Here is a 26,453-nt window from a genome sequence, read left to right on the forward strand (position 1 = left end):
GAGGTAATACTTTATATTTTATCTGAGGGAGTTGACCGAAACTTTTCTTGGCCTTTATTCATGACCGAAACATAAGCATAATCATTAATAATATTAATAAATACGATATTATACGAACTAAAATCAACTACGGCAAAATTTTTCATTGCAATTCCTATCCCAATTTCAATTTCTCTACAGTCTACATTAGATCCTCTGTTTATGCATTCAACATAAAACCTATCTATTTTCTTATTTAGAAGAATCTTTGTTACAGAATCAAATAGAGTTTTTAGTTCATCAATTTTTACAACTAGGTCAATATAAAATACCTTTGCAGCACATGATGGTGGAGCCGATCTAAGAAGGCCATAAGCCTCGATAGAGGAAAGAGTAGAGTAAACCAGGATAACGTTCTTTTTTATCTCAAAAGCTTCAGCATATGGATCCGAAATAAATAAACGATTTAGAATTTCAGGGATACACTTCTTGTCTTTTCCAGTATAAGTTGTAACAATTAACCTAGGTTGTTTTCCTTTAGATTCCATTTTTTAAAAACTAAAAACTTATGAATTTATATTTTAAGGTTCAAGAGTACTATACGCTTTCATACTAATGAGATCAAGTAATATCAAGTCTGAAAACTATCTTTCTTATGCAAACTAAAGATAGTAGCCATTACTAGCAGTTTTGTTTAATGTTTTTATATTAAGTATAGCAGTAAGACGTCTGATTTTATCCCTATAAAGTTAAAGGGGACGGAAATCTAGAAAGACTAGAATAGACAGCCGTTTGTCCCTAGAAGGCACTACATTCTAAAAATATATAATGTCTTTCTCAGCTAATAATACGATACTGTTAATAACAGTTCCTCTTAGACCGTGAAATTTTTATGTCACTATTTTTCCAAGGCATTTTTTACCGAAAAATAATAGAATTATTGAGTCTCAGATGTGGGTGAGTAGACCTGTATTTAGGATCAAAGAAGACTTTTTGATTGTAGGTGTTGGTTAAAATTGATAGATAGTTAAATGCATGGATTAACGTTCTTCTAAGGATGTACTGGATTTTCCCACATCCTTTCGATAGGGGATGGGTTATTCCACTAGGATATGATGGTTCTTCCAGAATGTGATGAGGAGCTAGGGCTTTATGGATAAGCCAATAAATGTCCGTAAAGCTCAAACCCCTACTCATAAGGTTAGAATAATTTACGTAAAATACACATGGAAGATCTAGACCCGTAATTCATTTAGCATCTATTCATATAACATTTTATATATGTTCAAAGTAATGTTGAGAGCTGCACAAAGACTAAGACTAGTGGAAAGCAGAAAAGTGACAATCCTCGACGATATAGAACCAATAGATGTAGGGTTTTCAGAAATATCCCTAAGAAAGGGCAGTGAAGATGAGATTCCTCTTTGGTTAGGATATTTTGAGCAAGAAAAGGGTTCAATAAAGGTATCTTCCTTATCTCTAGATGAGCTAGGTCGACTTCTCTTTCAAGAGAGGCAGAATGTGAGCACTCCAGCCTCCATCGTAAAGTCGTATCCAGATTTATATTTAAGGATTAAGGATCTTAGAGACCAATTAAAAAAAGGTGGAATAGAAAACTTCGAGCTTGTTAAAAAAGTTCAATCATCCACTAATGATCTTTCTTCTATCAGATTAAGAAAAGTTATCCAACTAGCCTTACTAAACATTGTAGACCAAAATGTTATAAGCAAGATGACTAAAGAGGAATATTTGGTATACCTAAACGTGAGAAAGATAATAACAGCATTTAATGGTGAGGTAGTTGGAGGCACAGATTGATTTAGCTGAAGAATTTGAGAACTTCATAAAAGGCTTTAAGGACAGTAATGGAAATTACAAATATTCTAGTCAACTCAGTGAAATGATCGCTTACAGAAAAAGAAGCCTCATAGTTGATTTTACGGATTTGTATTCATTTAACGAAAAACTAGCTACGGATTTAATAGATTCTCCTAGCGCCATACTTCAGCAGATTGAAGATAGACTACTACGAATGCTAAGTGATATAGATCCGCTATATGCAGATGAAGTCGAGAGAGTTCATCTTAGACTTATAAATATTCCAAGAACTGTAGAACTAAGAAAACTCCGCAGTTCAGATATTAATAAGTTAATCGCAATTGAGGGAATACTAACCAAACAAACTCCAGTAAAGGAACGGGCTTATAGAGTCGTCCTAAAGCATACGCATCCAGATTGTAATCAAGAATTTATATGGCCAGAAGAGGGAGAATTTGAAGAGCTAATAACTATGCCTTCCATATGTCCTAAATGTGGGAAACCTGGCCAATTCGAAATGATAGAGGATAGGACAAAACTAGTTGATTGGCAAAAAGTTGTACTCCAAGAAAAACCAGAAGAAGTCCCATCAGGACAGCTTCCTAGACAGTTAGAGGTGATCCTTGAAGATGATTTAGTGGATTCTGTTAGACCAGGAGATAGAGTTAGAATCTCTGGCATTCTGGGTATAAAACAGGACAGCCTAATAAGAAGAGGAAGCAGGTCCGTGTTTGATACTTATATGAAAGCTATGAGTGTAGAAGTTTCGCAGAAAGTTCTCGATGAAGTTGAAATCACTGATGACGATAAAAAGAAAATAGAAGAACTTGCCAAAGATCCATGGGTTAAACAGAGGATAATTTCGTCTATAGCTCCCTCAATCTTTGATCATTGGGAAATAAAGGAAGCTATAGCTCTCTCCTTATTTGGAGGAGTTCCGAAGGTAATGCCTGATTCCACTCGAATAAGAGGAGATATTCATGTTTTAATTATAGGCGATCCAGGAACGGCTAAGTCTCAGATATTACAATTTGCGTCTAGAGTTGCACCAAGATCTGTTTATACTACTGGTAAAGGAGCTACTGCGGCTGGACTTACGGCCGCTGTAGTTAGAGAAAAAAACAGTGGTGATTACTACCTAGAAGCTGGAGCCCTAGTCCTTGCAGATGGAGGAATAGCAGTAATAGACGAAATAGATAAGATGAGGGATGAGGATAGGGTAGCGATTCATGAAGCTATGGAACAGCAGACTGTAAGTATAGCTAAAGCTGGAATAGTAGCTAAGCTTAACGCTAGAGCAACTATAATAGCTGCAGGAAATCCAAAATTTGGCAGATATATTGAAGAAAGAGGAATATCAGAAAATATAGATTTACCACCAACAATACTTTCCAGATTTGACTTAATTTTCATACTTATAGACAAACCAGGAAGTGAAGATCAAAGATTAGCGTTACATATTTTAAATATGCATAGTGAAAAAGTAGTAAAAGATACAGTAAATACAGACCTACTTAAGAAATACATCGCTTTTGCTAGAAAATATATAAATCCATCACTTACAGATGAGGCAAAAAAGCTCCTGGCCGACTTTTACGTAGAAATGAGAAAGAAAAGTAGCGATAACCCTAACACTCCGATACTAATTACTCCTAGACAGCTTGAGGCCCTCATACGACTCTCCGAAGCCTACGCTAGAATGTCTCTAAGAAATTACATCACAAAAGAGGACGCAGAAAGCGCAATAAATATTATGAGGATATTCTTGGAAAAAGTTGGAATTGATGTCGAATCAGGTACAATGGATATAGATACGATAATGACTGGAAGGCCAAAGAGCACAAGAGAGAAAATGGTAAAGGTCATTGGCATAATAGATTCCATTTCTAGCTCAGAAGAATGTGCAAAATTAAAGGATATAATTAAAGAAGGGAATAGAGAAGGAATAGAAAGGTCTAGTATAGAAAAAATAATCTCAGACATGAGAAAAAGTGGATTAATTTACGAGGTAAAACCTGAATGTTACAAAAAAGTTTAACTTCTTTTATAAATTGATAAAGGATACCACATGATCCATGAAGGAACTAATTTTATTAATTCATAAGCTTCTTCCCAACCGCTTAAACCTAATTCCCTAGATAAGTCGTCTAATGTTAATTGAGTCCTGACATATTTATTTAAAACCCTTATCGCATCCTCATTAATTTCTATTTCTTTACCTGTACTCAACTTAACCTTAAGGCTATCCATACATTTTAGAGTAACTATTCCATATAAATTATTTACTCATTCGATCCGCATTGTTTATGATACATAAGCAAACTCTGAGCTATAAAAGGACCAGGAAATAAAACCTACTCTCCTCTAAGTTTTCTAGTAACTTCACTTGATACTTCCTTTTGAAGTCTCTTAGTTTGTTCTATAGAACCTATTCTCTTTGTAGTTTCCAAATCGCTTGAGAGTCTCCTAGTAGTCTCTATCAATTCCAGTCTTCTAGTCTGTTGAGCTAATTCTTCCATTTTCTTAAGAGTCCTAGTTGCTTCCACTAGATTGCCAGAATTAATATCGGTTGAGTATTTTTGAAGGTTTGAGTAGTACTCATATTCCATTATAATATCCTTATTTATACCAGAAACAAACGTATTTTGATCATTAGCCTCTTTTAGTGAAATCACACTCATCAGACTATCCCCCCTATTTTTAGCAGGATCAAAATAATTTACTTTTACAGTTATAAAATTGCCAGAATAGTTAGGCGGAACTATTGTGTCTCCAAGTATTTTTATAACACCCTCAGCAGCGTTTATTTTAACAGGTAATTCGGAATAGTTGAGTAAATTAACTTTGGACTCTGCCACTATATTAACTTCTATATCTTTTCCGCCTATTTTTGTTTTTGCCGCCTTCGGAAGAGATTCAGCTATTTCGTTTGGATCTTCAAGATGGTAAGATACACTACGACTTTTTTCGCTAAGCATATAGAGTAAATCATGGTTATAATCATCACCTATCCCGAAACTTATTATCTGAACTTTATCTGGGATAGACATTTTTCTATATGCATCTATATTTGTCATATCAGTTGGGTTGCCATCAGTCAAAAGTATTATATAGGAAGGCATTTCATATTTTGAAGCTAACTTTAAAGCTGTTAATAATGCCGAGAAAAATGCTGTTTGTCCTTCAGCTGATACTTTCTGTATCTCCTCTGTCAAGTCTTGTGGATCAGCAAATTCCTTGACAACGCTAACGTTCGATGAAAACTCAATAAACGAGACCTTATTTCCCTGTGGAATCTTCTTAAACATATTTATTGCTCCAGCTTTAGCTTTCTCTATCTTAAGGCCATCCATTGAACCGCTGGTATCTAAAAGTATAATATAATGGAAACCGGTAGCTGTAGAGGTTTTTTCAGGAACTAGCAATATCTTAAACATCATTTTAACTTCTGAATTAAATGAGTATCTATGGCTTACGTCAACTTTAAGAGATAGAGTCATTGTACTCTCACCTACAGGAATATAGTTTCTAAGTTATTATTATTAAGTAGAAGGGCTCCAGCCCTCATACCATGATAACGACTCGAGAAAACAGTGATAACTTTGTTATCCATTTCAAATCTAAATCCATCAGCTACCTCATGCGCTCTAATTATTCCCAGCAAATTATTATCCTCTATAAACTTCAAGGTAACATCTTTGCCATAAAAGTAAGTACCTTCACCTCTTATGTTAGGTACGAAACCGTCAAGCTCTTCCCTAGGATCGTTCCAGAGCATTTCAAACGCTATTTCATTATCTGGATTAACATCTGGCCTTTGAATAGCATTTACTTGATCTAATGAATGTAGACCTCTAGCTATTCCACCATGAACACAAAAGTATCCATTGACTACTGCTGCTAACGGCATTATTGAGAATGTTCTAACAAAATTTTCATAAATATCTTCACCTAATTTCTTACTAACTTCGTTTTTGAAACCATAATATTCGTTTGTTAAAGGACTCTCATGATTTCCTCTAAGTACTATCACTTTATCTTTCTCCTGCAGAGCTCTTGAAAGTATTAATGTAAGATTTTCTACTCCATTAACTCCTCTATCTACGTAATCTCCTATGAAGATTATTAAGTCAACTTTATCGCTAAATTCTGAAAAAACTTTTCTTGTAACATCATCTGCACCATGCGTATCTCCTACAAAAAGTACTCTTGGTTTATTAGGTAACTCAATTAAAGTTGGTAAGGATTCAAATAAACTATAAGCATCATCAAGTAATTTTATCACTTCCTCCTTGCTATTTACTGTAGACATCATTCTCTCACAATTTTTATTATTGTACTATTTCCAAGTTTTACAACGGTATTTGGAGATATTTCAGCGGAACCTTTAATCGGTTGAAATACTTTTCCATCGTATATATAGGTCCCATTTGTACTATTCAAGTCCTCAATATACAATACACCGGATTTTAAGGAGAGGACAGCATGTCTTCTTGATATTTCTGAATCGGGTATAACTATAACATTTTCTGGACTTCTGCCTAAAGATATGTTTTCGAAAACATCAAAGTCTAGCGGTACTTTGCTCTTATTTAGAGCTGAGGCTGGTGTGGCTATAAAAATAATATAGTACTTGCTTTCTTGGACTTGCTGACTTTGTTGTTCTTGAATAGTCTCCTCTTTCTTCTGATCTTGAATTTCTGTCTGCAACGCAGATGACGTTTGAGGTAATGAAGGTTCTGATATGGATTGCTGTTCTGATACGTTCTCTTTTAGTTCGCCTGTTACCTGCTGTTCCGTTGACTGTGGAGTTTGCTGTTCGCTTAGTTGAATATTTTCTCCCTCTTGAGGTAATTGTTCATTAATTTGTGGAACCTCAGCATTCTCAGATACTTCCCTAGCCTCAGGTTTCTTTGCTCCACAATGAAGGCAAAAAACTGCATCATCAGGATTTTCATAACCGCATATTGAACATTTCCATGTCATAACATATGCTATTATACAAAAGTCTAAATAAGGATTTTGCCAAATAATGAAAGAGTTGACTTGACTGTATCCTTAAAGGTAAAATCTTCGCATATTTTTGTAAGCCAGTCGGTGGAAACTGAAGCGGGAATAGTTATATATATCGTCCCCGAATATGCTACAAAAACTACCGGTATTAGGTATGTTATTGCGCTAGACAATAGTCCCTCAATGAAAGGGGAAAAATATGATATCGCTTTAGAATCAATGAACTCACTACTCTCACAGATTCCTCAGGGCAATGAAATGGTTGTTATAACCTTCTCTAATCATCCAAAGATTATCTATAGAGGAAATCCTACAGAAAGAGTAGATATAGATAAGGAATTCGGTAGTACTACGAGGTTTTATGAGATGATTCAAAAAGTTATTGAGATCTCTAAAGACGGTATGCCAACAAAGGTTATCCTTCTTACTGATGGAAAACCCACAGATAAAAGGAATGTAAAGGACTATGAAAAACTTAGTATACCGCCAAATCTACAGTTCATTAACATAGGAATAGGTAGAGATTATAACGAGGTAATATTAAAAAATCTGGCTGATAGAACAGCTGGATTCTTTTATCATGTTGAAGACATATCTCAGCTACCGTCATTATTTAGAAGTGGAGAAGACGAGGAGATAGTAGCAAAGAACTTGAGAGTAGAGGTACCAGAAACATATAATTCGCTTAACTACAAAAAACCTATTAGGATACCAATACTTCAGAACTTAGCGACTATATATGGAACGCTAATAATACCGGCTAGTAATGAGGATTATAATGTCACTTTTCTCGTTACTTATCAAGATCCTGTCGATTCTAAGGAAAAGACACTAAGTTCGACTCTTATATTTAAGAGAGGAGATAGGGAAAAGATTCATACTACTGTTAATTCTGATGTCCTAGCGGAAATTAGATATTATAGACTTCTTAAAGAGTATTCAGAAACGCTAGAGCATGGAAAAGATGCTACTAAAGTCATAGACAAGTTAAAGTCTATAGCGGAGGAAACAAGAAACCCTTTAATAATTGAAGAGACAAAGAAATTAACCGGAGACTCAAAGAACGATTTATCTGAAATTACAAAAAAGATGAGATCTTGATACTTGGAGAAATTCTCGGAAAAAGACTAAATGAACTTGGAATAAATAAAATCTATTTTAAGGGAGAAATAAAAAGAAATAGAACTATTTTACAGAATATAGCAGTTAATGTCCTATTAAAGAATTTTTCCCTTCTAAAAAAAGAAAACAGAGGAAAGATAATGGGGAAAGAATTTGGGATAACTATACTTTCTGGCAAAGGTGTAGAAACTTCTGAATATGAAATATGGAAAGGAGAAGGAGAGAAAATCTTAATTGAATATCCTAAAGTTCCAACCTTTATTATTGATCTCTCTCTTTGGGAGAGACATGTAGAAGATGAAAGAAGTAGATTAAAAACACAGATTTTATGTTCTCTAAATGCTATAAGAAATTATCTTTGGGACTATAATTTAGCAATAAATAACTACCCAAAGAATTTTTCACTTAATGTTCCAAATAATCTGAGAAAGGATGTAATACCAGATGACTCAACTATCGTTCTAGATCCATATGGAGACGTCGAAGCTACCGAAGAGATATTAAGAAAAACTAATTATTTTATCATAGGCGGAATAGTTGATAAATCAGGATGGAAAGAAGCCACTAAGGAACTCTCAAAAAAAGCTGGATATGATTTTCCACATGTAAGAATTAGCCTAAGGGGCTCTACTGTTGGAGTACCTGATAGAATAAATAGAATTATCGAGATCATTATGAAAATAAGATTGAGAGAAAAAATTGAAGAGGCAATTCTAGAAATGCAAACAAATTCGGACAAGTTTTCTAGGTTAGTTCTTGAGGCTAGCAGAGGGAATTATCGTGATGCCATCTTATGGTTAAAGCCAAATGACAAAGTTCTTAGAAAATTTAGTCAAACTCGGCTTGGATCTTCGTTTTTCCCTCAATCAGCTTCTTGGGAAAAGGAAAACTCTTAGCCTCTTCTATTTTGATTCCGTTTTTGCGAAGCTTTTCAATAGCGTTATCTAGATCGCTTTCATGAACTGAGTACTGAACAGCTTCCTTAATCCTTGTTAGAATAGAATCTTTTGGTTTATATTTTTCTGCACTTATCGCTTTCCATTGATATCCATCTCTATATATAATTACAATATCTTGAAAATATCCTGGAACAGAGTGTAGGATTCCGGCAATGTAAATCTCTTCATACTTATATACTTGCATATTCTTTTTAGTCTCTTGAAGAAATTTAACTCTAATGATTATAGATCATGTCATAAAGGCGATAGCTATTCATATTAATAGTGGTGAAAGAGTCTATGTAGGCCTCAATTCTATACCTGCCTTATTAGGTTCTTTTATGGCAAGAGATTTTTACAATAAAGATATAAAAATACTTAGTGTTTCTGAGGCATATAATCCAGCGAGGGTATCTATTTCTCCCTCTACTGGAGATCCATTCTTTGTCTCAGAATCTCCAGTCATGACTACCACAGATGCTTTTGATCTAGTTCAAAAAGGGAAAATAGATGTCATGTTTCTTGGTCCATCTCAAATAGATTCCGAAACAAATGTTAATCTTTCAGTAATTGGAAATTACTATAAACCAGAGGTAAGATTACCAGGCGGCGCTGCAACAGCTTTTATATTACCCTTAGTTGGAAAGGCAATTCTCTGGAATGTTAAACATTCTAAAAACTCATTAGTTAAGAGAGTTGATTTTGTAACTGGTACAGCAAAGTATTCTAAAAACAAGGTAATAATAGTGACAAATCTTTGCGTGATGGAATATTCAAGAGCAGATCATAGATGGAAAGTAACATACTTATATCCATGGAGCGATTTCAAGACTGTTCAAGACAATACTGGTTTTGAGGTTGAGGATAATGTAATTGGAAGAATAGAACTTAATGAGAGGGAGAAAATGTTCTTAGACTCCTTAGATACAAGTAAGCTTAGGCTTGCTTTAGAATTTTGAGTATTTCATCATAATCTGCATCATAAAGTGGAAACATACTGGTGGGTTCAGCTCCTCTAGGAGAATTTATCACAGCTGTTACATGTTCAGCTATTAAGGAAGGCCTTCTTTTTTTGAAGTAATTTTTATCTACAATCTCTTCAGTTGTTACTATTACCTTTTTTGAGGCTCTAGCCTTAAACTCATCCTCATATACAGGGCCTTCTATTTCCGCATTACCCTCAATATCAGCTTTATTTACATGGATTATAGCTACATCAGGTGTTATAGCCTTAACGAGAACTATTTTCTCATTTGAGAATGGATCTTCTACCACTTTCCACGAATTAACCTTCTCATGCAATGAAATCAGATCTGATCCCAAAATTCCCTTAACTGGCATAAATGGAATACCGAAAGCGCCTGCTCGAATTCCAGCCATGAATGCACCACATGTATCTTCTAAAAACTCAACTTCTTCATTCTCTATCTTCTTCCTAAAGCTTGGAAGCATACCAAACCACTCTAAAGTTGCCATTGCTACCCTTACTTTCCTTAAAACATTTGAAGAAAGAAGAACCTCTAAAGCTAGACCTGGCTCTCTATCTATAAAACCTAAATTCCTAGGTCCATCCTTAACTATTTCCATTACCATTGACATTGGATTCCTATGTATAGAAACGCCACTCACAGTTATCGTATCTCCACTCTTAATTAGATCTAACGCATCTCTTATATCAACTAACTTGTTTTCCATAGTTTACTTTCCAAGATTAAAGATTAAATTTCATTGTTCTACTCAACAGTTATTATCGTATAATTTCCAACAAGGAATATGAAAAGAAAAGGTTATTTAGGGAGAAGTTACCTCGATAACTTCTGGTTTACTTAATATTTCATCGAATGCATGGATTAGGTCATCCGCATTAAAACCAAATAATACAGGTTTACTATTTGTAAATATTTCCCTGATTTTAGTAGTAATATCTTTTACCTTAGTTCCTTTAAGATAATCCTCTAACCTATCTAGAAAATCGGGAGGGTTCATAACAAAAAAGTCTCCAGATATTGAAACCTCATCGAGTTCATCGTGTGTGAATTTTGCTGTAATCCTTAACATTTTTCTAGATTTGTAGTCAACGTGACATAAGGCTACTGAAGAAGAAATTTTTACACATCTTTCAGTCCTTAGATCTGGATGTCTATTATCTTTATAAAAGATCCACTCTTCTGCCTTCTTTTCCTCAGCCAGCTTATCCCAAGTTTCAATTTCATCAGGAGTTAGAGAGGACTCTTCAAAAGTTGCTCCTAGTTCATTCTCATATGTAACCTTTAATTTCTTATTAATTTCATCTCTGGAAGGTACTTTACCTAGTTCCCTTTCCATCGAAGTTAGCCATTCAGCCATATTTTTTGCCATCTTATCCCTAAACTTTTCTGATGGTACTTTTATTGACTTACTCATAAGTTCTATATCTAACGAAAGCAAGATATTTCCAGCTATTACAACAGACTTTCCATGAGTCATTGCACCATTTCCGCTTATTTTCTTTCCATTAACCACGATATCCTGTTCTCTCAATTGAGCATCTAATCCATATTCTCTCAATACATCAACTACTGGCGTCAAATACTTTTTATAAAGAGATCCAGAATCTCTCGGAGCATCTTCTTCCCTTATAACTACGAAGTAGTCATGTTCCCCAGGTGTAATAACTACTGTTCCTCCGCCTAAATCCCTTCTTACTACTGGAATTCCCATTTTCCTAGTAAAGTCAAGATCTACTTCCAGCCATACCTCCTGGTTAACTCCTACATTAACAAAAGGGCCTTTTGCATAAAAAACCATTAGTGTATTTTTACCTCCCTTGGTTACATAATCTGCAGTAGCTACAAACGATGTTACCATATGATAACCGTCTTGTGGCGGGAGGGAAATAAACCGCCAACTCATATTACAGCCTCTTACATGAGAGCTTCTCACTAGTTATTAGCTCTTTTAGTTTAGCTACTGCGTTATTTCCAGAATATAGTTGCTTCAACTCCTCTGGATTATTTACTTTCATTTTAACTAACCAACCTTGTCCATACGGATCTTTATTCACCAGGACTGGATCTTTTTCCACGGCAGCATTTGACTCTATTACTTCACCAGAAACAGGAGCTGGTACAGGTCCTGCCCACTTCCCACTTTCCATAGTAGCAACTGGCCTACCCTTCTCTACTTTAATACCTTTTTTCTTTATCCTCACTTTAACTACTTTTCCTGCCATAGTTTGAGCGATATCTGTTATTCCAACTAATATTGTATCAGATGATTCCTGTTTTGCCCAAACCGTGTTTTTACCTTCAATATAGTATAGAAGGTTTTCAGGGATCTCACAATTCGATTCGGTTACCAAGCTGAACCACTTATTTAAATTAGCGAATTTGCTATACTAAAAATTTTTCGTATGAAATCCATGAAACTTAAAATTAGATGGATAGTACAGCTAATATTTCCCTTTCACTTACGCTTCCAAGTAAACTCCTCACGTCTACTACCGGTAAGAAGCCCACGTTCTTCTCAGCCATAAGTAGTCTAGCTGTCTCTACCTTAGAATCTGGAGTTACCTTATAGACCACTGTTGACATAAATCCACTAACCTTAGTTTTTTCAAGGTTTCTCTTGGCTAGTAGTGCTTTACCTATATCTTTCACTGACAAGATTCCACATGGTAAGTTATTACATACTACTACTGCATGCCTTACAGAATTGTTCTTTAGAAACTCTACAACCTCAGATAGGATGGCGTCAATAGTACACATAACTGGTTCGACGTTCATTATATCGCCTATGAATGTATTTACCTCTACCTTAGCATATCTTATAAGATCCCTTTCCGTTACAATACCCTTAACGTTCTCTCCATCTCCTAAAATAAGGGAGCCAACAGCCTCCTTTGTCATTATTCTCATGGCTTCTTTAAGGTTAGCACTAGGGGAGATAAAGAGAAGATTATTATTCATTATATCTACGACTGTCCCAGATGAGATTCTTTTCCAATTATAAACTATATCTCTGATTGTAATTATTCCTTCCTTATCAACTAGTAGCCTTCTGATATTTTCTCTTTCCATTATTTCTAAAGCTGAAATTATTGGAGTATCTTTACTTACGCTTATTACGTTAGAAGTAGCTATATCCTTTACTAACATAATTACATCGGCTTCCTTATATCAATAGATTTACACTTAGCTAAACATTCTTCTATACTTATATCAGCTGACCAATTTGAATTTGGCTTAAAACATTCTTGAACACATGGGTCAGTTATTTCTGCTTGCATGATTTCACCTGTAGACTTCTTATAGCTCGAGAAAAAAATCTTTACTATATTTGTTTATTTATATATTAGGTGAAAGGCTGTTGAAAGAAAAAGTAGGAAATTTAGAACTAGAGATAGAAGCTATCATAGAAATAGATGGCAAAGAGTATAAGGTAGTATCTGTACCAGGAGCTGATGATTTCAAAGGTTTTCCTCCTTCTTGGGATTTCGTGAAATCAAAAATGCTCAGTTGGAGGCCATTTTTTAGAGGGAAAATGATAGATTTTAATGGCCAATTGATACCTGCATTAGATGATTTCTTATTTAACATGGATGAGGAGATGTATAATCTCATTCTAGATATTTATTATACATTTAAAGTTAATAAACCAAATATAGAGACTAACATAAGCGTTGTTATAACGGATCAGATAAATGAAATGGAAAGAAAGATGGGTAGAGTTTTCAATGAGGAAGAGAAAACAAGCTATTATATAAGGTTCGCTATCGAAGCGGCAATACTTAAAGATATAGGACTCTTAAATTAAGTGTTTCAAATGATAACCTTTACTGTTGAGGGAAAACTTCAAGGAGATATAGTAAGGGCATGTGTGGCTGGTAAGGAAATAGAGATAGGTCTTATGGGTTCAGACTATCCTACGCCAGAAGAAGTACTTTTGTCATCTGCGCTCTCATGTATGATTTTAACAATTTACTATATAGCAAAAGAAAGAAATGTAAAAGTAAATAACATAGAAGGATATATTGAAGGAACTATGGATCCTAGAGGATTCCAAGGAGATCCTGAAGTTCATCCTGGCTTATTGGAAGTTAATTACTACATAACAGTTGAAAGCGAGGATAGACGAATTAATGAGATCCTTGAACAATCAATTAAGAGATGCCCACTAAAAGATACATTAAGTAGACCAGTAAAAATCAACGTTAATTGGGATATTAGGAACGGAAAGGAGAATAAGACTTAAAAGTGTTAAATTTTAAATTTTTTTGATAAAAGATGTCTGAAGAATTAGTCACTCCAAAAGAGAGAGCTTTACTCGAAATAAAAGATTATTTATTTGATCTCTTAGATCAGTTAAACTCTCTAATAGAGGATAATAAAGATATACTAGCTAAAAATGGAATTTTGCCAACTCTCTTATCGGCAATCGAACTAGTGACAATGCAGAAGTATGATCTTGACTTAGTAATGAAAATTTATTGGAATAATCTATATAACGTTATATTAAAAATGAATTCGTTACCAGAAATTAAGGATAAATTAACTGATATAATGAAAGATGCAAGTATAATTAATCAAGTAAAACAAGAAGCTAATATTTAATTCCCAAATTAAAGTACTAAAATTCCTACCAGAAGTTTGAATCATATTAACTATATTATTTTTATTTATAATAAAAATCCCTTATAGACCTATATAGTACAACGACAGAGTTAAAAATTATCTCTCTCTCTTATATTCAATGATAGAGTTTAAGTTCTTCCATGACGTACTATGTCCCTATTGTTTTGTAACATCTCGTAGACTTGCAAACGTAGTAAATGAGTACAAAGAACAGGTAAAGATAATCCATAAATCTTTCATGATGATATCATCACTGGACGATCTAAAGACAATTGCTCCCACAGAAGAAGACGCTAGAGAAGTATTTAAAAATGAATTTTCAATCCTTAAAAGATACATTCCTGATTATGACCCAGATAAAGTAATAGGAAAAGGAAAGATAACCTATGTGTGGTCTCTTCCACCTCAGATGGCCTGTAAAGCTGCAGAATTCCAGAAAGGAAATGAAGGACACTGGGAATATTATAAAAGAGCACAAGAAAAATTCTTCTTTGAAGGAGATAACGTATCTTCTGATGAGGTATTAATAGAGGTAGCTCAAGAGATAGGTCTTGATATAGAAAGGTTTAGGCAAGATTTCAAGTCAAAAAAAGCAAAACTTGCCGTAATTCAGGACGAAGAAGAAGCCCATGCTATGGGAATACGAGGAGTCCCAGCTATCTTACTTAATGATATGTGGCTTATTAGGGGAGTACAAAACGAAGAGTACTACAAGACTGTTATCGAAGATATGCTAAAATATGGGGAACCTAAAAGAATTGAGCTAAAACCTTATTGGGAACAAGAGTCATAATATTCTCTAGTATGAAGTACGTAAAAGACTACATGAATACTCCAGTCTTTATGGTTGAGGGAAATACAAACTTACAAGAAGCGTGCAAGCTAATGTTGGAAAGAGGAGTTGGTTCAATAGTAATTACAGAAAACGGTACACCGAAGGGAATTTTCACTGATAGAGATGCTATTAAGGCTATTGCATCAGGTCTTTCACCGAATGATGAAGTAAGACTAGCATCAACAATGCAAAGCCTAATTACAGTAAGACCTAGCACTGATATAACTGAAGCTGTAACATTAATGCTACAAAACAAAATAAGACATTTACCAGTGGTAGACGAAAAGGGAAATATTGTTGGAATTCTATCCATAGTAGATGCATCTAAGGCTGTCCAAGACCTACGACCTTGAAGTAATAAGTATAAAGAAAAATATTTATTTTTATATACATAGTAGATTGCCGTGACATCAGGCTTTTTATTAATGGAAGGTAAGCTATCACCTTTATGGAGATCTACTGAACTTCAATTAATGAATGGTAAAAGTGAGGTTTTCTCCCTAGCTTTTGGTAGATCTTCGGCTTTACAAAACGCGGATCTAATTTTTGGAAAAGATTATCTTCTAGGAGAAAAAAACGTCTTAAGAATTATTTTTTCATTAGTTATCGATGGAGAAAAAATAATAAGAGTTGAGAACTCCTCTTATCCGCATTTTCATGGTGGTCTAATTATAGGAAATAGACCTGATGCTATTGGAGAGATAAATGAAGAACCTTTAACTTTTATTTATCCTTTTCCGTTCAGAGACTCTAGTATAAGTGAGATTACATTCTTTGAGATTCTTGATTACGATCTAGTTAAAGAGGCATATAGAGTTATCAAACGAAAAGGTATCATGAGACTCATAGTTAGAGATAAAATTCATGAAGGGCTTGATATAGGAGATATACTTAAGTTTGTAATTAAGTTTTCAATAAGTAAAGTTAAATGGAAGGATAATTTTTGGGTAGTTGAGTGTCATAAAGAGTGAATTTTACATAGTAGCGGTAAGGATGCTATAGTCTTGATGGACCTCAGCATCATTAAATAACAACATGAATAAACTATCCAAACCTTTCGGGATCATGCTTATTCATCCTCTACACTCTAAATACCCAAAATCGTTTCGGCAAGCGTGTATAGGGATCTAGACGATCTTTAAGTTCACAGGTTTATCCCCGTTCCCGAGGTTAAGGTACGACTTGACTAAGTCCGTTACACCAATCTAGCATTGATACTGATAAATTATGCGAAATGACATTCATATTTTCCAGAAGTAAGATATTGATCTAATCCAATGCCTGACGTTTTATCCTTTAAGTCTAGAGATAAAACTATCTTCCAAGTCGGTGTCTACTCGTATGATCAGAAACTATATTTTCTGTTCCTATGCTCTATTAGAGACTACTAACTTACAACATTAGATATTTCTTCAAGCAATTCATCAACATATCTTTGCTCACCATATATTACTAGATCGTCAGTATTTTCATCATAATATTTTTTTATTAAATTAATAAAACACTTAATATTTCCTCTAATCACATCTGATATTTCTCCTCCTTGAAGACTGTCGTCTTCAAATACTGAGATTATTGTATCTTTATACAGCATAATTCTAAAAGCTGAGACTATTTTTCCGTCCTCTACTTTCTTATAGATGTATGTTAGAAGCATAGGTTCTGTTAAGCTGTGTCGAGTGTATTCAACATGTTTAATCATGGTTACAAGTTAAAATTTGTTCTAAAAAAAATCAACTCATAATCGCTTGTGTTTAAAAATGTCTATAGATCTGTATTCATTTACTTTTTAATAAGCTCTCAATCAAATCATCTGCAGGCACTTCATATATAACCATTTCAGCTAATCCACTTAATATAAGTAATTTGGATAACGCCTCGCCTCCTCCTAAAGTGTTTCCAGAGATATCTATCCTACTACCCTTGAGCTCTCTATCATCGATAAAACTAGCAAATCGAAAGTTTTCTCCTTTAATTACGACAGCTCCATATATGTTATGCAGGTTTCTTAACTCTCTCAATAGTTCTTCCACATTACCTCTTACCCTTTTTATCTCTTTCAATCCAATATCTATCGAGGAAATAGATCTTATATATGGAATTATGTGTCCCTTAACTATATGTTCTGCAAACGATGAATAATCGCCATAGAATGGCTTACTAAGTAAACCAGCCTTTACGTTAAACTCAACAGTAATGCTAACTTTAGTTCCTAAAGGATGATCCTGCAAAATAAAAAGTATTTTAAAACTATCCTTTCCATCGTCAGTTTCTGCTTTGTACTGAATAGAATTAGGAGATATAATTGGACCATCAAGTGTACCAGCAGAAGAGATAACTTTCCCTGAAGTTGCACCAAAAACAATGGCAATCCAATATTTGTCCTCTTGTTTTTTAACTTCTGAAGGAGGATAACGCTTCCCAGTTTTACCATCTTCGATACCTAATATGGAAAAATGGCCAATAATACCAGATAATTTAAAAGGATCAGCTAAAAGGCTAAATAGACTGCTTTTTCCAGCTTTAACAACTAACTCTTCACTATAACTCATATTTATCTCATGAACTTGAGATGTATATATAAATATATTAGAGAAATTTTAACATGTAACTGAAATGTCTTTATCTATTCTAGATTTGTTTGAATTCCTCAAGATTGATACAACATCCGCTAAAGGTAAGGGAGAAGAGGGAGCTAAGTTCCTCTTAGATTATATGAGAGAGAAAGATATAAATTCAGAACTATTAAAAGGAAAATCAAAAAATCCATACGTCTATGGTGAAATAAATGTGGGTTCAAAGGAAACATTACTAATTTATAACCACTACGATGTACAACCAGTAGAACCATTAGACAAATGGAATTCTGATCCCTTTACTCCAACCGAAAAGGAAGGAAAGATATTCGCAAGAGGAGTTGCCGACGATAAGGGAACTTTAATGATGCGTCTTCAAACAATAATTGAACTTGTTAAAGAGAAAAAACTAAAAATAAATATAAAATTTATCTATGAAGGGGAAGAGGAAATAGGTAGTCCTAATATTGTGGATTTTCTCGAAAAATATAAGGATACATTAAAGGCGGATTACCTCTTGTGGGAGGGTTCAGGAAAAGGCAGCGATGGATCGCCAGAAATTGTACTAGGAGTTAAAGGCCTACTTTACGTTGAATTAAGGTATAGAACGACAAAGGATTTACATTCTATGTATGCGCCAATAATAGAAAATCCTGTGTGGAAAATTATATATTTTTTAAGGGATCTCAGATCTCCTAATGGTAAGGTTAACCTTGAGGGATTTTACAGTAAAGTTAAGAGATTGTCTGAGGAAGAGATAAAATATCTTAAAGGAAATAAAAGTGAAATGGAAAATGCTCTAGGCCAGAAAATTCAATCGAATTTTATTGAAAAGTTAATAGAGGAGCCGACTTGTAACATAGATGGAATTCAGTCAGGGTATACAGGGGAAGGATCTAAGACAGTAATTCCTTCTTATGTTATCGTAAAAATTGACTTTAGATTAGTACCGGAACAAGATCCAAACGAAGTGTTAAGAAGCTTAGAGAAAAAGGCAGAGGCTGAGGGAATAGAAGTGATTCCTCTAGGAAGAGTAAAGCCGTATAGAACATCTATTGAGAGCAAAATAGCGAGAGAACTAATATCATCAGCAAAAGACGTTTATGGTATAAATCCTGTGGTTCTTCCAAACAGTCCTGGAACTGGTCCAATGCAATCATTTGCATCTATACTAGGAATAAGGCAAATTGCTGATGGTATAGGTGTAGATTATGCTGGTTCAAATATTCATTCCTTTAACGAGAATATATATAAAGAGGACTACTTTTTAGCTTCCAATTGGATGAAGGAGTTTGTGGCTAAACTCTCAGTTGGTATTACTTAGCCCTTCATTAAAAAAGGTTTTTTCGCAAGATATTACGCATGCAGTTTGTGTTTACCAATGGCAATAACAAGTATGTCTTTGATAATGGAAAGGTCTACGACTATAACGGGAAGCTCAAAATAAAGGATGATATTATTGGTTATTTAGTAATGATTAATGATGGACAAGTTAAACAAAGTAAAATACCTGTTTATGATTGTTCTAAACGTGAAGTAACGGGTAAGCTAATAGCGAAAATGGACAACCCCTCAGGGCTAGTATTCGAAACTAAGGATTCGCCATGCATACTTTTCAATAACATTGATTTAGTAGTAGGGAAACGATATCACATTATTTATGGATCGGTAATTGAAGAAGGAAACATAAATGACTTAATAAATGCAATGAATAGAGAAGAAATAATTGATTTTGCCTTAAAGCAATTTAAGGATAATAGCGATATAGTAAGAAATGCAATAATATCATATTCAAAATTAGGCAAATGTGAAAAGGCGTTGGAACTTTATGCTTCTCTAGATAAGAAATTTCCGGAAGAGTCTTTGGCAGCTGCAGAGTGCTATATTAAGCTAGATAATAAGCTGGAGGCTTTAAAGATATACTCATTCTTCTCTGACGAAAAGTATAGAGAACTTGAAAATGAAATGAGAAAAGAGGTCAATAATATGATCTTGGACTACGAGAATAGTGGAAATCTAAAGATTCTTTATAAGGCCATGAATTACCTTCCAACGTATGATGCGCCAGCGTTAAAGCTAGGTTTTTATTATTTCAATAAAAACCCTAATGAAGCAGTTAAGAACTTTGAAGAGGCTCTTAGACGTTCTAGAAGTTATCAAAACATGATAATCCTTGCCAATTCTTATATAAAGGCAGAAAGGTATATGGATGCCTTAAAACTAATCGAGAAAGCTGAAAAAATAAGAAGAACAGGTAGTTCCGCGTATATTAAAGGGTTATCTCTTCTTAACTTAAACGATAAAAAGGCTGCAGAAAAAGAGTTCATATATGCATGTAGAGAAGGAGTAGTTGAAGCTTGTGAGAAAGCTAATCCATCTCAACTGTACTATCCTAAAGATTTCACACCTGAGCAATGGATAGGTTACGTCATTTATGGTTATGAAGCTAAAAAAGTAATAGGTAATGGAGGTATGGGCTATGTATTACTGGTCGAAAGAAACAATAAACAGTTTGCAATGAAAATAATGAAAAAAGAGTACAACTTTACAGAAATGTTATATGAAGTTGCTAAGATGCAAGAAATAAGTAAAAACTCCAAATATATGGTAAGAATATTAGCTAGCTTTATTGATGAAAATTGGGTGGATTACTTCAGTTCTCCTCCAGCAATACTAATGGAATACATGGAAGGGGGAGATCTAAGGGAATTATTAGTTAGAGAAGAGTTCTCGTCATTAAGACACTCAGTTTTATGGCCTCAGATAGTATCGCTAATATTCTCTAGGATTGTAGATGCGGTAATAAAGATCCACAAGGAAGGATATATACATTGCGATATAAAACCGTCCAATATATTATTTTCTCGTAGATTGCCAGCATATGGAGAGGATGGAGTTAAGACATTATCATTAGAGTTAAGTATACCAAAACTCTCAGATCTTGGAAGTGCAGTAAAAATAGGAGTTCCAGTAGTCCATTACACCCCCTATTATGCTCATCCATTACAGCGTTTTGGTCAGAGAGCTACAACTGATATGGATGTTTATTCCTTTACTGTATCATTATTTGTAACACTAACTAATAACTTCCCATTTCCTGAATGGTTAGAAAGAGAAATTGAAGAGGCCGTAAATAATCCTTCAAAAAGAGACCAGGCTTTAAAGGATTTTTACTCCATAGAACCTAAAATGGACTATGTACCAGATGAGTATAGGGAATTAATACTTAGAGGACTACGAGGAGAAATAACATTAGAAGAAATTAAGTCAGAGTTAAGACAAATAAAAAGCACTATCTATGATATAAGAGATGAAAATGTATTTTCCTCAATATAATTTTATTTCTAGAAAAATAGACTGATTAAAATAAAAATTTATCTGTCTCGTATCAAATCCAAAAGATTTTCTACTAGAGACCATGTTTATACCTATGGAAAAGGAAGTAATATTTTCAGAAAAAGCTCCAAGACCAATAGGACCATATTCTCAAGCTATAAAGGTAAACAACCTAGTTTTTGTCTCTGGACAAATACCTTCAGATCCTCAGGGGAATATAGTTGGAACAAATATTGAAGAACAAACTAAGGCTGTAATGCAAAATCTGATCGCTATATTAGAAAAATCTGGTTCCTCCATAAGTAATGTAGTGATGTCTTTTGTCTATTTAAAGGATCTAAATGATTTTAATAAATTCAACGAAATTTATTCTACATATTTCAAAGATAAACCTCCAGCAAGAGTTACTGTAGAAGTATCTAAGTTACCGAAAAGTGTTTTAATAGAAATAGCCGTTATTGCGACGGTTTAGGAAAAAACCTTTTTTAATAGTTTTTCTACATATGGACAATCGAGTTGATATATTTCGTGGTTTCCATGTTTTATACATGAAGCAGCTACTGGTTTTCCTTCCAAAAAAACTATGGAAGCCTCATCGTCCTCTACTATAGAGTAGGCAACTCCCTCAAAGATTTTTCTGTATTCTGCCATTTTCGCTCACTTAATCCTTTATAATGTAATTATTCGTTTATAAGCATTTCTCCTCTCTATTATGGTCAAACTTTAAAAAGAGCGTAAATAAAGTAGTCAAAGAATTATATATTAAAAATAAATATAAAATACTTAATCTTGAACTAAAGTGAGTTATATTACTTTTTATAAAATAATAGGAGAAAAATAAAAGCAACCCATAAAAACGATAATTAAAATAAAATATTCCATGAACATAGAACAGCTTACCGTGCTAACAAATCTAGCAGAAGGAGAATTGAGCGTAAATGAGCTTACCGAGTATACTGGATTAGCAAAGAGAAAACTTATTAAAATCGTCAAATATCTTGAAATGAGAGGGTATATCGAAAAGAGAGCATTTATAGGTAAAGATGTGATATTTTCGATAACTGATTTAGGTTTTAGTGAACTTTACAAACATTACATTTATATGAGAAAATTGATCGATGACATGGAATTTACTGTATGTAGTAAATTTGATTGCTGAAATGTCATATAAAAATGTTATTTCTATCAAATATTATCTTAAGCTTATTAAAAACTAATTGTGGTTCATCTGCTTTATAATAGTTAAAACCCAAAAGGCTAGACTCATCCGCTATATAGATTTTTGCTAATTTGGAGTCTACAATGGTATAAGCATAAACGGGTTCAGATTTATCCACTAAAGAGATAAAATCTTCTAGTGAGTTTAACTTGACTATAAAACTATTCTTATTTGATTCTTCTACATTTGGAACACCTTCATCAATAGAATATCCATTTCTTTCTATTTTCTCACTAAAACTAGCATGAATGTAAAATGACCCATCATAATCTATTAGCAGCGCCAATGGTTTGAGCTTTAGTAATTCTGTAACTTCTTTAACGAGGTTATTTGGATCCACTTTTCGCTCTAACATAAAAACCCTATCGGGTTTAGGAAAAAGAGAGAATTGAGCCTTAGTTATAGCTCCTATTTTTCCTTTAGAACCTATAACTCCCTTCCACTTTATGGCCCTATATGGTGTCATGAAAATCACCCAGTCTGTAAATTCTCTAGCGGACCCATAATGGGTAAATAGCGGTGAAAGATCATTATTGGCTAAAAGACCACCTACACTTCCATTATAAAAAGAAGGTAAAAGAAGTCCTTCTTCTGATGCCACTTTCCTAATCTCCTCTACCGATGCCCCAGCTTCTGCTATAACTTTACCCTTATCTAAAGTAAAATCTTCCATTTTTATATGGATTATCTCCTCTTCGGTTCCTTTCTTAGAATGTCTTCCATAACCTAAAATCGCTACCTTCCTTCTGCTAAGATATGCATCGCGAATTTCATTGAAAAGCTCACTTTCAGTATAAACATCGATCATATTTTTGACATTAAGAGAAAAGGCTTAAAAATAAATCGACTCAAGACATTCTGGTTGTCATTTAAAGTAGAATAATGGAAAATAAATTGAATATAATAGATGAAGTTACTTATTGAAATTAATATAATTCTATATATAAAAATTAAAATGTAGTAGTAACGCTTTTACTCTTCTCTCATAATTAAACCTATGCCAAAAGTTGGAGTAATTATGGGCAGTAAAAACGATTGGGAATATATGAAGGATGCAATAAATGTTCTGAAAGAGTTTGGTATAGAATATGAACTAAAAGTAGTCTCAGCCCATAGAACACCAGACTTGATGGCTGAATATGCAAAAACAGCTAAATCTAAAGGAATAGACGTAATAATAGCTGGAGCGGGTGGAGCGGCCCACTTACCTGGTATGACGGCATCTATGACAACCTTACCAGTAATAGGAGTACCAATCCCTTCCAGGAATTTAAATGGATTAGATTCCCTTCTCTCTATAGTTCAGATGCCTTTTGGAATACCCGTTGCCACTGTAGCCATTGGTGGATCAAAAAACGCTGCGCTTCTAGCTATTAGAATACTTTCCTTAAAATATAAGGATTTAGAAATAAAACTTGAAAAATATATGGAGGAGATGAAGAATGATGTTCTCTCAACAAAACTCGAAGATTAAAATAGGGATACTAGGCGGTGGACAACTAGGAAGAATGATGATTATCGAAGGAAGAAATTTTCCAATATTATTTTACGTACTAGGAAATAAGGATGAACCGGCTTGCCAAGTAGCCGATTTTTGCTTTTCTGAAGAAGAGTATAAGAAAATGATAGATGAAGTTGACGTAGTCACATTTGAGTTCGAACATGTAAATGATATGGCATTACAATATGCTGAGGATAGAGAAAAATTACTTCCCAGAATAAACTCGGTTGAACTAAAACGCGAAAGATGGAAAGAGAAAAAGTATCTTAAAGACCATGGATTTCCAGTCCCAAGATTTGAGATTGCTGAAGGGGGAGAAGAAGCGCTCAAGATCCTTAAGGAGTCTTTCAACAACATTGGAGTGATAAAGCAATCTACTAATGGTTATGACGGAAAAGGGCAATACTTTATTAAGGGAAATCCTCAGGACTACTCTTTCTTAAAGGAGAACAATTGCAAGTTTGTTGTTGAGGAATACGTTAACTTTGACTTTGAAACTTCTATTATTGCTGTAAGAAAACGGAGAGACTTTGTTGCTTATACGCCAACATTTAATTATAATGAGAATGGAATTCTTATCTATAATTATGGTCCATATTATGATGATAGATTAGAGGATATAGCAAAAAAACTTACTGAGTCATTAAATTATGTAGGTACAATTGGAATAGAATTTTTTATAAGAAATAATGAGATCTTAATTAACGAGTTTGCCCCAAGAGTGCATAATACGGGGCATTACACTCTTGATGGAACTTTTACTTCACAGTTTGAACAACACATAAGAGCAATAACTGATTTACCTTTAGGAGATACTAGTCTCTTAACTCCCTCTGGGATGGTAAACGTAATAGGAAAAAGTAATGTTCCTTTAGAAGCATTACGTCTTGGAAAATTATATTGGTACGGAAAGAATGAAGTAAGAAAGAGAAGAAAAATGGGCCATATAAATGTAAGAGGTGAAGATCTAGGTGATGTTAGGGAAAAAATTGATAATCTTTTGAAACTAATTTATCCTCAAGGATTAGATCTATGAAATTTAATTTCAAACTTTGGATAGAGGATGATGAAGGTAAAAGCGTTATAGGAAAAGGTGGAGTAGAACTTCTAAAAGCTATATCTACAACAGGCTCGATCTCTAAAGCTGCAGAAAATCTCAACCTATCCTATAAATTTGCATGGGAGTATATAAGAAAAATTGAAAAAGAAGTTGGAGGAGTAGAAATGAAAAAGGGAGGAAAAAATGCTGGAGGAACTAATTTATCACCAAAAATCCAAGAAATGCTTAAAATATATGACCAAGCACAAGAAGAAGTGAAAAAAATTCTTGAAAAGTATACTAAGATGATTGAGGAGTTAAATGATGTCAAATGATATCTCGAGCAGCCCTTTTGTATTTCTATATCTCCAATCAGAAAGAACAATATTTCCTATTTCCTTAATATCACTTACATGATTCTTAGAACATGCATTAATATTCCATTCTGGGATAATGATTATTTTTAATTCATTTACTTCAGCCGGTACAGGAAATAAATCATAGATCTCATCTCCATATTTTTTCTCCGCCTCTTTTCTGGGTAATTTCTCTATTATTATAGGAGAACCTTCTACGATTTTTTTATTCGACTCTTCTATTACTTTCTCTATATCTTCCTTTGTTGGTTTATAACTTGATTTTACTTCTATTCTACCATGGAGCCCATTTACATAAGTTCCAGCCGTCCATTTTACTCCCAAAACCTTTCTTAATGCTCCTTTAATCACATGAAGAGCTGAATGAGTTCTTACTTCCTCACTCATTCTCATCACAGGCCTTCAATGAGTTGATCACAAGTTCCTCTACAATCTTCTCAGGATCTCTGGCTTTCATGACAGCGCTGGCCAAACCTATTCCATCAGCACCTAGCTCAATTGCCCTATAAGCGTCTTCACCTGTAGTTATACCAGCTCCTGCTACCAGATAAACATCTTTTACCTTTGATATTTCATTTACTGCTCTAGTTATTACCTCAGGTTTAGCCTTAGAAACTGAAATTCCAGAACCAATAAGCTCTGGTGGCTCAATTAATACCGCTGTAGGTTTTAAAAGAGACATTGGAACGACTAAATCATATCTATCAACACAAACTACAGACTCCAACCCAAGACCTCTAAGTCTTTTTAAGGCATCATCTATCTCATCAAGTCTAATTCTCTTTTCGCTGTGATTAAGCAAACTCCCTTTAGCTCCTACGTCTTTTATCATTTCAGGCATTATAGACCCTGTATAAGCTCCCAATGGAACCCCATCTACATGTTCGGCGAAAACAGGTATTTCCAATTCAGAGGAAAGTTGATATATCATAGTTGCTGGAACAGAAACGATAATTTCAGTACTGTATTGTTTGGAAACGTTTTGAATTTTTTTAGCAATTTCTATTCCTTTTTTCCCAAACGAGGTATCGTAGGCCTTAAAGTTTATTATTATTATTGGTTTTTTCATATTTTAAGGGGGGTTAGAT

Annotated in this window: 34 protein-coding genes; 18 read left to right on the plus strand and 16 right to left on the minus strand. The window is 34.1% G+C overall.

Features of this window, described 5'->3' with window-relative positions; genetic code table 11:
* Window positions 1-11: 11 nt before the first annotated feature.
* Window positions 12-527, minus strand: a complete 516-nt coding sequence (locus CM19_RS07805; protein ID WP_048099901.1) for a hypothetical protein — start codon at window positions 525-527, stop codon at window positions 12-14.
* Window positions 528-1,272: 745 nt separating this feature from the next.
* Here CM19_RS07805 and gins23 point away from each other — a divergent pair.
* Together gins23 and mcm are read left to right on the plus strand one after the other, a co-directional pair.
* The gene (gene gins23 / locus CM19_RS07810) at window positions 1,273-1,797 is read left to right on the plus strand and encodes a DNA replication protein Gins23 (protein ID WP_235185654.1); all 525 of its coding nucleotides are present in this window, start codon (window positions 1,273-1,275) and stop codon (window positions 1,795-1,797) included.
* Complete coding sequence (gene mcm / locus CM19_RS07815) at window positions 1,781-3,835, plus strand: minichromosome maintenance protein MCM (RefSeq protein ID WP_048099903.1); 2,055 nt, start codon at window positions 1,781-1,783, stop codon at window positions 3,833-3,835. Before gins23 ends, mcm begins: the two co-directional genes overlap by 17 nt.
* On the opposite strand, the gene CM19_RS07820 is transcribed toward mcm, so the two are convergent.
* From CM19_RS07820 to CM19_RS07835, 4 genes are all read right to left on the minus strand, one after another.
* On the minus strand, window positions 3,832-4,047 hold the full coding sequence (locus tag CM19_RS07820) for a hypothetical protein (RefSeq protein ID WP_048099904.1): 216 nt from the start codon (window positions 4,045-4,047) through the stop codon (window positions 3,832-3,834). The two genes, mcm and CM19_RS07820, sit on opposite strands and share 4 nt — an antisense overlap.
* A gap of 104 nt (window positions 4,048-4,151) precedes the next feature.
* A complete protein-coding gene (locus CM19_RS07825) occupies window positions 4,152-5,297 on the minus strand; it encodes a VWA domain-containing protein (RefSeq protein ID WP_048099905.1) in 1,146 nt (381 codons plus the stop codon).
* 11 nt (window positions 5,298-5,308) lie between these two features.
* Window positions 5,309-6,109, minus strand: a complete 801-nt coding sequence (locus CM19_RS07830; protein ID WP_048099957.1) for a metallophosphoesterase — start codon at window positions 6,107-6,109, stop codon at window positions 5,309-5,311.
* Window positions 6,109-6,783 carry an FHA domain-containing protein gene (locus tag CM19_RS07835; protein WP_048099906.1) on the minus strand — a complete coding sequence of 225 codons (675 nt, stop codon included), beginning with the start codon at window positions 6,781-6,783 and terminating at the stop codon, window positions 6,109-6,111. The genes CM19_RS07830 and CM19_RS07835 overlap by 1 nt, the downstream gene beginning before the upstream one ends.
* 36 nt (window positions 6,784-6,819) lie before the next feature.
* On the opposite strand from CM19_RS07835, the gene CM19_RS07840 reads away from it, so the two are divergent.
* Both CM19_RS07840 and trm10 read left to right on the plus strand, forming a co-directional pair.
* Window positions 6,820-7,911, plus strand: a complete 1,092-nt coding sequence (locus CM19_RS07840; protein WP_235185655.1) for a VWA domain-containing protein — start codon at window positions 6,820-6,822, stop codon at window positions 7,909-7,911.
* A complete protein-coding gene (gene trm10 / locus CM19_RS07845) occupies window positions 7,908-8,828 on the plus strand; it encodes a tRNA (adenine(9)-N1)-methyltransferase Trm10 (protein ID WP_048099907.1) in 921 nt (306 codons plus the stop codon). Before CM19_RS07840 ends, trm10 begins: the two co-directional genes overlap by 4 nt.
* On the opposite strand, the gene CM19_RS07850 is transcribed toward trm10, so the two are convergent.
* Window positions 8,761-9,075: a hypothetical protein gene (locus CM19_RS07850; RefSeq protein WP_048099908.1), complete on the minus strand. Its 315-nt coding sequence runs from the start codon at window positions 9,073-9,075 to the stop codon at window positions 8,761-8,763. The two genes, trm10 and CM19_RS07850, sit on opposite strands and share 68 nt — an antisense overlap.
* 34 nt (window positions 9,076-9,109) lie before the next feature.
* Between CM19_RS07850 and CM19_RS07855 the strand changes: the two genes are divergently transcribed.
* Entirely contained in the window at window positions 9,110-9,829 is a 720-nt protein-coding gene (locus CM19_RS07855; protein WP_048099909.1) for a CoA-transferase, read from the plus strand.
* Here the strand turns inward: CM19_RS07855 and CM19_RS07860 are convergent.
* The 4 genes from CM19_RS07860 to CM19_RS07875 all read right to left on the minus strand — a co-directional run bounded on the left by CM19_RS07860 (window position 9,807) and on the right by CM19_RS07875 (window position 13,006).
* A complete protein-coding gene (locus tag CM19_RS07860; RefSeq protein WP_048099910.1) occupies window positions 9,807-10,565 on the minus strand; it encodes a CoA transferase subunit A in 759 nt (252 codons plus the stop codon). The two genes, CM19_RS07855 and CM19_RS07860, sit on opposite strands and share 23 nt — an antisense overlap.
* A gap of 96 nt (window positions 10,566-10,661) precedes the next feature.
* Window positions 10,662-11,762 carry a lipoate--protein ligase family protein gene (locus CM19_RS07865; protein ID WP_048099911.1) on the minus strand — a complete coding sequence of 367 codons (1,101 nt, stop codon included), beginning with the start codon at window positions 11,760-11,762 and terminating at the stop codon, window positions 10,662-10,664.
* 1 nt (window position 11,763) lies between these two features.
* The gene (gene gcvH / locus CM19_RS07870) at window positions 11,764-12,210 is read right to left on the minus strand and encodes a glycine cleavage system protein H (RefSeq protein ID WP_048099912.1); all 447 of its coding nucleotides are present in this window, start codon (window positions 12,208-12,210) and stop codon (window positions 11,764-11,766) included.
* Between the two features lie 73 nt (window positions 12,211-12,283).
* Window positions 12,284-13,006: a CBS domain-containing protein gene (locus tag CM19_RS07875; RefSeq protein WP_048099913.1), complete on the minus strand. Its 723-nt coding sequence runs from the start codon at window positions 13,004-13,006 to the stop codon at window positions 12,284-12,286.
* Window positions 13,007-13,217: 211 nt separating this feature from the next.
* Between CM19_RS07875 and CM19_RS07880 the strand changes: the two genes are divergently transcribed.
* From CM19_RS07880 to CM19_RS07905, 6 genes are all read left to right on the plus strand, one after another.
* Window positions 13,218-13,664: a hypothetical protein gene (locus CM19_RS07880; protein WP_048099959.1), complete on the plus strand. Its 447-nt coding sequence runs from the start codon at window positions 13,218-13,220 to the stop codon at window positions 13,662-13,664.
* Between the two features lie 9 nt (window positions 13,665-13,673).
* Window positions 13,674-14,102, plus strand: coding sequence for an OsmC family protein (locus tag CM19_RS07885; RefSeq protein WP_048099914.1), 429 nt, complete (start codon window positions 13,674-13,676; stop codon window positions 14,100-14,102).
* A gap of 32 nt (window positions 14,103-14,134) precedes the next feature.
* Entirely contained in the window at window positions 14,135-14,461 is a 327-nt protein-coding gene (locus tag CM19_RS07890; RefSeq protein WP_048099915.1) for a hypothetical protein, read from the plus strand.
* A 139-nt stretch (window positions 14,462-14,600) separates the two neighbouring features.
* Entirely contained in the window at window positions 14,601-15,275 is a 675-nt protein-coding gene (locus tag CM19_RS07895; RefSeq protein WP_048099916.1) for a DsbA family oxidoreductase, read from the plus strand.
* Window positions 15,276-15,286: 11 nt separating this feature from the next.
* Window positions 15,287-15,670 carry a CBS domain-containing protein gene (locus CM19_RS07900; protein WP_048099960.1) on the plus strand — a complete coding sequence of 128 codons (384 nt, stop codon included), beginning with the start codon at window positions 15,287-15,289 and terminating at the stop codon, window positions 15,668-15,670.
* Between the two features lie 72 nt (window positions 15,671-15,742).
* Window positions 15,743-16,288, plus strand: coding sequence for a hypothetical protein (locus CM19_RS07905; protein ID WP_150111412.1), 546 nt, complete (start codon window positions 15,743-15,745; stop codon window positions 16,286-16,288).
* Between the two features lie 416 nt (window positions 16,289-16,704).
* Here CM19_RS07905 and CM19_RS07910 read toward each other — a convergent pair whose 3' ends face one another.
* Together CM19_RS07910 and CM19_RS07915 are read right to left on the minus strand one after the other, a co-directional pair.
* Window positions 16,705-17,019, minus strand: coding sequence for a hypothetical protein (locus CM19_RS07910; RefSeq protein ID WP_048099918.1), 315 nt, complete (start codon window positions 17,017-17,019; stop codon window positions 16,705-16,707).
* A 76-nt stretch (window positions 17,020-17,095) separates the two neighbouring features.
* Window positions 17,096-17,869: a hypothetical protein gene (locus CM19_RS07915; protein WP_048099919.1), complete on the minus strand. Its 774-nt coding sequence runs from the start codon at window positions 17,867-17,869 to the stop codon at window positions 17,096-17,098.
* A gap of 64 nt (window positions 17,870-17,933) precedes the next feature.
* Between CM19_RS07915 and CM19_RS07920 the strand changes: the two genes are divergently transcribed.
* The 3 genes from CM19_RS07920 to CM19_RS07930 all read left to right on the plus strand — a co-directional run bounded on the left by CM19_RS07920 (window position 17,934) and on the right by CM19_RS07930 (window position 21,701).
* Window positions 17,934-19,217 (plus strand): M20/M25/M40 family metallo-hydrolase, encoded by a 1,284-nt coding sequence (locus CM19_RS07920; protein ID WP_048099920.1) that lies wholly within the window; start codon window positions 17,934-17,936, stop codon window positions 19,215-19,217.
* A gap of 38 nt (window positions 19,218-19,255) precedes the next feature.
* Window positions 19,256-21,229: a protein kinase domain-containing protein gene (locus CM19_RS07925; RefSeq protein WP_048099921.1), complete on the plus strand. Its 1,974-nt coding sequence runs from the start codon at window positions 19,256-19,258 to the stop codon at window positions 21,227-21,229.
* A gap of 94 nt (window positions 21,230-21,323) precedes the next feature.
* Window positions 21,324-21,701 (plus strand): Rid family detoxifying hydrolase, encoded by a 378-nt coding sequence (locus CM19_RS07930; RefSeq protein ID WP_048099961.1) that lies wholly within the window; start codon window positions 21,324-21,326, stop codon window positions 21,699-21,701.
* Here the strand turns inward: CM19_RS07930 and CM19_RS07935 are convergent.
* Window positions 21,698-21,880, minus strand: a complete 183-nt coding sequence (locus tag CM19_RS07935) for a hypothetical protein (protein WP_048099922.1) — start codon at window positions 21,878-21,880, stop codon at window positions 21,698-21,700. The two genes, CM19_RS07930 and CM19_RS07935, sit on opposite strands and share 4 nt — an antisense overlap.
* 229 nt (window positions 21,881-22,109) lie before the next feature.
* Here CM19_RS07935 and CM19_RS07940 point away from each other — a divergent pair, with 229 nt between their 5' ends.
* Window positions 22,110-22,388: a MarR family transcriptional regulator gene (locus CM19_RS07940; RefSeq protein WP_048099923.1), complete on the plus strand. Its 279-nt coding sequence runs from the start codon at window positions 22,110-22,112 to the stop codon at window positions 22,386-22,388.
* Between the two features lie 4 nt (window positions 22,389-22,392).
* Here the strand turns inward: CM19_RS07940 and CM19_RS07945 are convergent, their stop codons facing one another.
* Window positions 22,393-23,256 (minus strand): FAD-binding protein, encoded by an 864-nt coding sequence (locus tag CM19_RS07945; RefSeq protein ID WP_048099924.1) that lies wholly within the window; start codon window positions 23,254-23,256, stop codon window positions 22,393-22,395.
* A 189-nt stretch (window positions 23,257-23,445) separates the two neighbouring features.
* Here CM19_RS07945 and purE point away from each other — a divergent pair, with 189 nt between their 5' ends.
* Genes purE through CM19_RS07960 form a run of 3 tightly spaced genes read left to right on the plus strand, consistent with a single transcriptional unit; the run spans window position 23,446 to window position 25,323 of the window.
* The gene (gene purE / locus CM19_RS07950) at window positions 23,446-23,922 is read left to right on the plus strand and encodes a 5-(carboxyamino)imidazole ribonucleotide mutase (RefSeq protein ID WP_048099925.1); all 477 of its coding nucleotides are present in this window, start codon (window positions 23,446-23,448) and stop codon (window positions 23,920-23,922) included.
* On the plus strand, window positions 23,894-24,985 hold the full coding sequence (locus CM19_RS07955; RefSeq protein WP_048099926.1) for a 5-(carboxyamino)imidazole ribonucleotide synthase: 1,092 nt from the start codon (window positions 23,894-23,896) through the stop codon (window positions 24,983-24,985). The genes purE and CM19_RS07955 overlap by 29 nt, the downstream gene beginning before the upstream one ends.
* Entirely contained in the window at window positions 24,982-25,323 is a 342-nt protein-coding gene (locus CM19_RS07960) for a winged helix-turn-helix domain-containing protein (protein WP_048099927.1), read from the plus strand. Before CM19_RS07955 ends, CM19_RS07960 begins: the two co-directional genes overlap by 4 nt.
* On the opposite strand, the gene CM19_RS07965 is transcribed toward CM19_RS07960, so the two are convergent.
* Window positions 25,306-25,758, minus strand: a complete 453-nt coding sequence (locus tag CM19_RS07965) for an alanyl-tRNA editing protein (RefSeq protein WP_371810373.1) — start codon at window positions 25,756-25,758, stop codon at window positions 25,306-25,308. The genes CM19_RS07960 and CM19_RS07965 overlap by 18 nt on opposite strands.
* A complete protein-coding gene (tpiA, locus tag CM19_RS07970; protein WP_048099928.1) occupies window positions 25,745-26,434 on the minus strand; it encodes a triose-phosphate isomerase in 690 nt (229 codons plus the stop codon). The genes CM19_RS07965 and tpiA overlap by 14 nt, the downstream gene beginning before the upstream one ends.
* Window positions 26,435-26,453: the final 19 nt, after the last annotated feature.

Source organism: Candidatus Acidianus copahuensis (assembly GCF_000632495.1).
Taxonomy (GTDB): domain Archaea; phylum Thermoproteota; class Thermoprotei_A; order Sulfolobales; family Sulfolobaceae; genus Acidianus; species Acidianus copahuensis.

Excerpts from the sequence above, each read along its gene's own strand:
- CM19_RS07805 (WP_048099901.1), bottom strand. The coding sequence starts at position 527 with ATGGAATCTAAAGGAAAACAACCTAGGTTAATTGTTACAACTTATACT.
- gins23 (WP_235185654.1), top strand. The coding sequence starts at position 1,273 with ATGTTGAGAGCTGCACAAAGACTAAGACTAGTGGAAAGCAGAAAAGTG.
- CM19_RS07820 (WP_048099904.1), bottom strand. The coding sequence starts at position 4,047 with ATGGATAGCCTTAAGGTTAAGTTGAGTACAGGTAAAGAAATAGAAATT.
- CM19_RS07825 (WP_048099905.1), bottom strand. The coding sequence starts at position 5,297 with ATGACTCTATCTCTTAAAGTTGACGTAAGCCATAGATACTCATTTAAT.
- CM19_RS07830 (WP_048099957.1), bottom strand. The coding sequence starts at position 6,109 with ATGTCTACAGTAAATAGCAAGGAGGAAGTGATAAAATTACTTGATGAT.
- CM19_RS07835 (WP_048099906.1), bottom strand. The coding sequence starts at position 6,783 with ATGACATGGAAATGTTCAATATGCGGTTATGAAAATCCTGATGATGCA.
- CM19_RS07850 (WP_048099908.1), bottom strand. The coding sequence starts at position 9,075 with ATGCAAGTATATAAGTATGAAGAGATTTACATTGCCGGAATCCTACAC.
- CM19_RS07855 (WP_048099909.1), top strand. The coding sequence starts at position 9,110 with ATGATTATAGATCATGTCATAAAGGCGATAGCTATTCATATTAATAGT.
- CM19_RS07860 (WP_048099910.1), bottom strand. The coding sequence starts at position 10,565 with ATGGAAAACAAGTTAGTTGATATAAGAGATGCGTTAGATCTAATTAAG.
- CM19_RS07865 (WP_048099911.1), bottom strand. The coding sequence starts at position 11,762 with ATGAGTTGGCGGTTTATTTCCCTCCCGCCACAAGACGGTTATCATATG.
- CM19_RS07875 (WP_048099913.1), bottom strand. The coding sequence starts at position 13,006 with ATGTTAGTAAAGGATATAGCTACTTCTAACGTAATAAGCGTAAGTAAA.
- CM19_RS07885 (WP_048099914.1), top strand. The coding sequence starts at position 13,674 with ATGATAACCTTTACTGTTGAGGGAAAACTTCAAGGAGATATAGTAAGG.
- CM19_RS07890 (WP_048099915.1), top strand. The coding sequence starts at position 14,135 with ATGTCTGAAGAATTAGTCACTCCAAAAGAGAGAGCTTTACTCGAAATA.
- CM19_RS07895 (WP_048099916.1), top strand. The coding sequence starts at position 14,601 with ATGATAGAGTTTAAGTTCTTCCATGACGTACTATGTCCCTATTGTTTT.
- CM19_RS07900 (WP_048099960.1), top strand. The coding sequence starts at position 15,287 with ATGAAGTACGTAAAAGACTACATGAATACTCCAGTCTTTATGGTTGAG.
- CM19_RS07905 (WP_150111412.1), top strand. The coding sequence starts at position 15,743 with ATGGAAGGTAAGCTATCACCTTTATGGAGATCTACTGAACTTCAATTA.
- CM19_RS07910 (WP_048099918.1), bottom strand. The coding sequence starts at position 17,019 with ATGATTAAACATGTTGAATACACTCGACACAGCTTAACAGAACCTATG.
- CM19_RS07915 (WP_048099919.1), bottom strand. The coding sequence starts at position 17,869 with ATGAGTTATAGTGAAGAGTTAGTTGTTAAAGCTGGAAAAAGCAGTCTA.
- CM19_RS07920 (WP_048099920.1), top strand. The coding sequence starts at position 17,934 with ATGTCTTTATCTATTCTAGATTTGTTTGAATTCCTCAAGATTGATACA.
- CM19_RS07925 (WP_048099921.1), top strand. The coding sequence starts at position 19,256 with ATGCAGTTTGTGTTTACCAATGGCAATAACAAGTATGTCTTTGATAAT.
- CM19_RS07930 (WP_048099961.1), top strand. The coding sequence starts at position 21,324 with ATGGAAAAGGAAGTAATATTTTCAGAAAAAGCTCCAAGACCAATAGGA.
- CM19_RS07935 (WP_048099922.1), bottom strand. The coding sequence starts at position 21,880 with ATGGCAGAATACAGAAAAATCTTTGAGGGAGTTGCCTACTCTATAGTA.
- CM19_RS07940 (WP_048099923.1), top strand. The coding sequence starts at position 22,110 with ATGAACATAGAACAGCTTACCGTGCTAACAAATCTAGCAGAAGGAGAA.
- CM19_RS07945 (WP_048099924.1), bottom strand. The coding sequence starts at position 23,256 with ATGATCGATGTTTATACTGAAAGTGAGCTTTTCAATGAAATTCGCGAT.
- purE (WP_048099925.1), top strand. The coding sequence starts at position 23,446 with ATGCCAAAAGTTGGAGTAATTATGGGCAGTAAAAACGATTGGGAATAT.
- CM19_RS07955 (WP_048099926.1), top strand. The coding sequence starts at position 23,894 with ATGTTCTCTCAACAAAACTCGAAGATTAAAATAGGGATACTAGGCGGT.
- CM19_RS07960 (WP_048099927.1), top strand. The coding sequence starts at position 24,982 with ATGAAATTTAATTTCAAACTTTGGATAGAGGATGATGAAGGTAAAAGC.
- CM19_RS07965 (WP_371810373.1), bottom strand. The coding sequence starts at position 25,758 with ATGAGAATGAGTGAGGAAGTAAGAACTCATTCAGCTCTTCATGTGATT.
- tpiA (WP_048099928.1), bottom strand. The coding sequence starts at position 26,434 with ATGAAAAAACCAATAATAATAATAAACTTTAAGGCCTACGATACCTCG.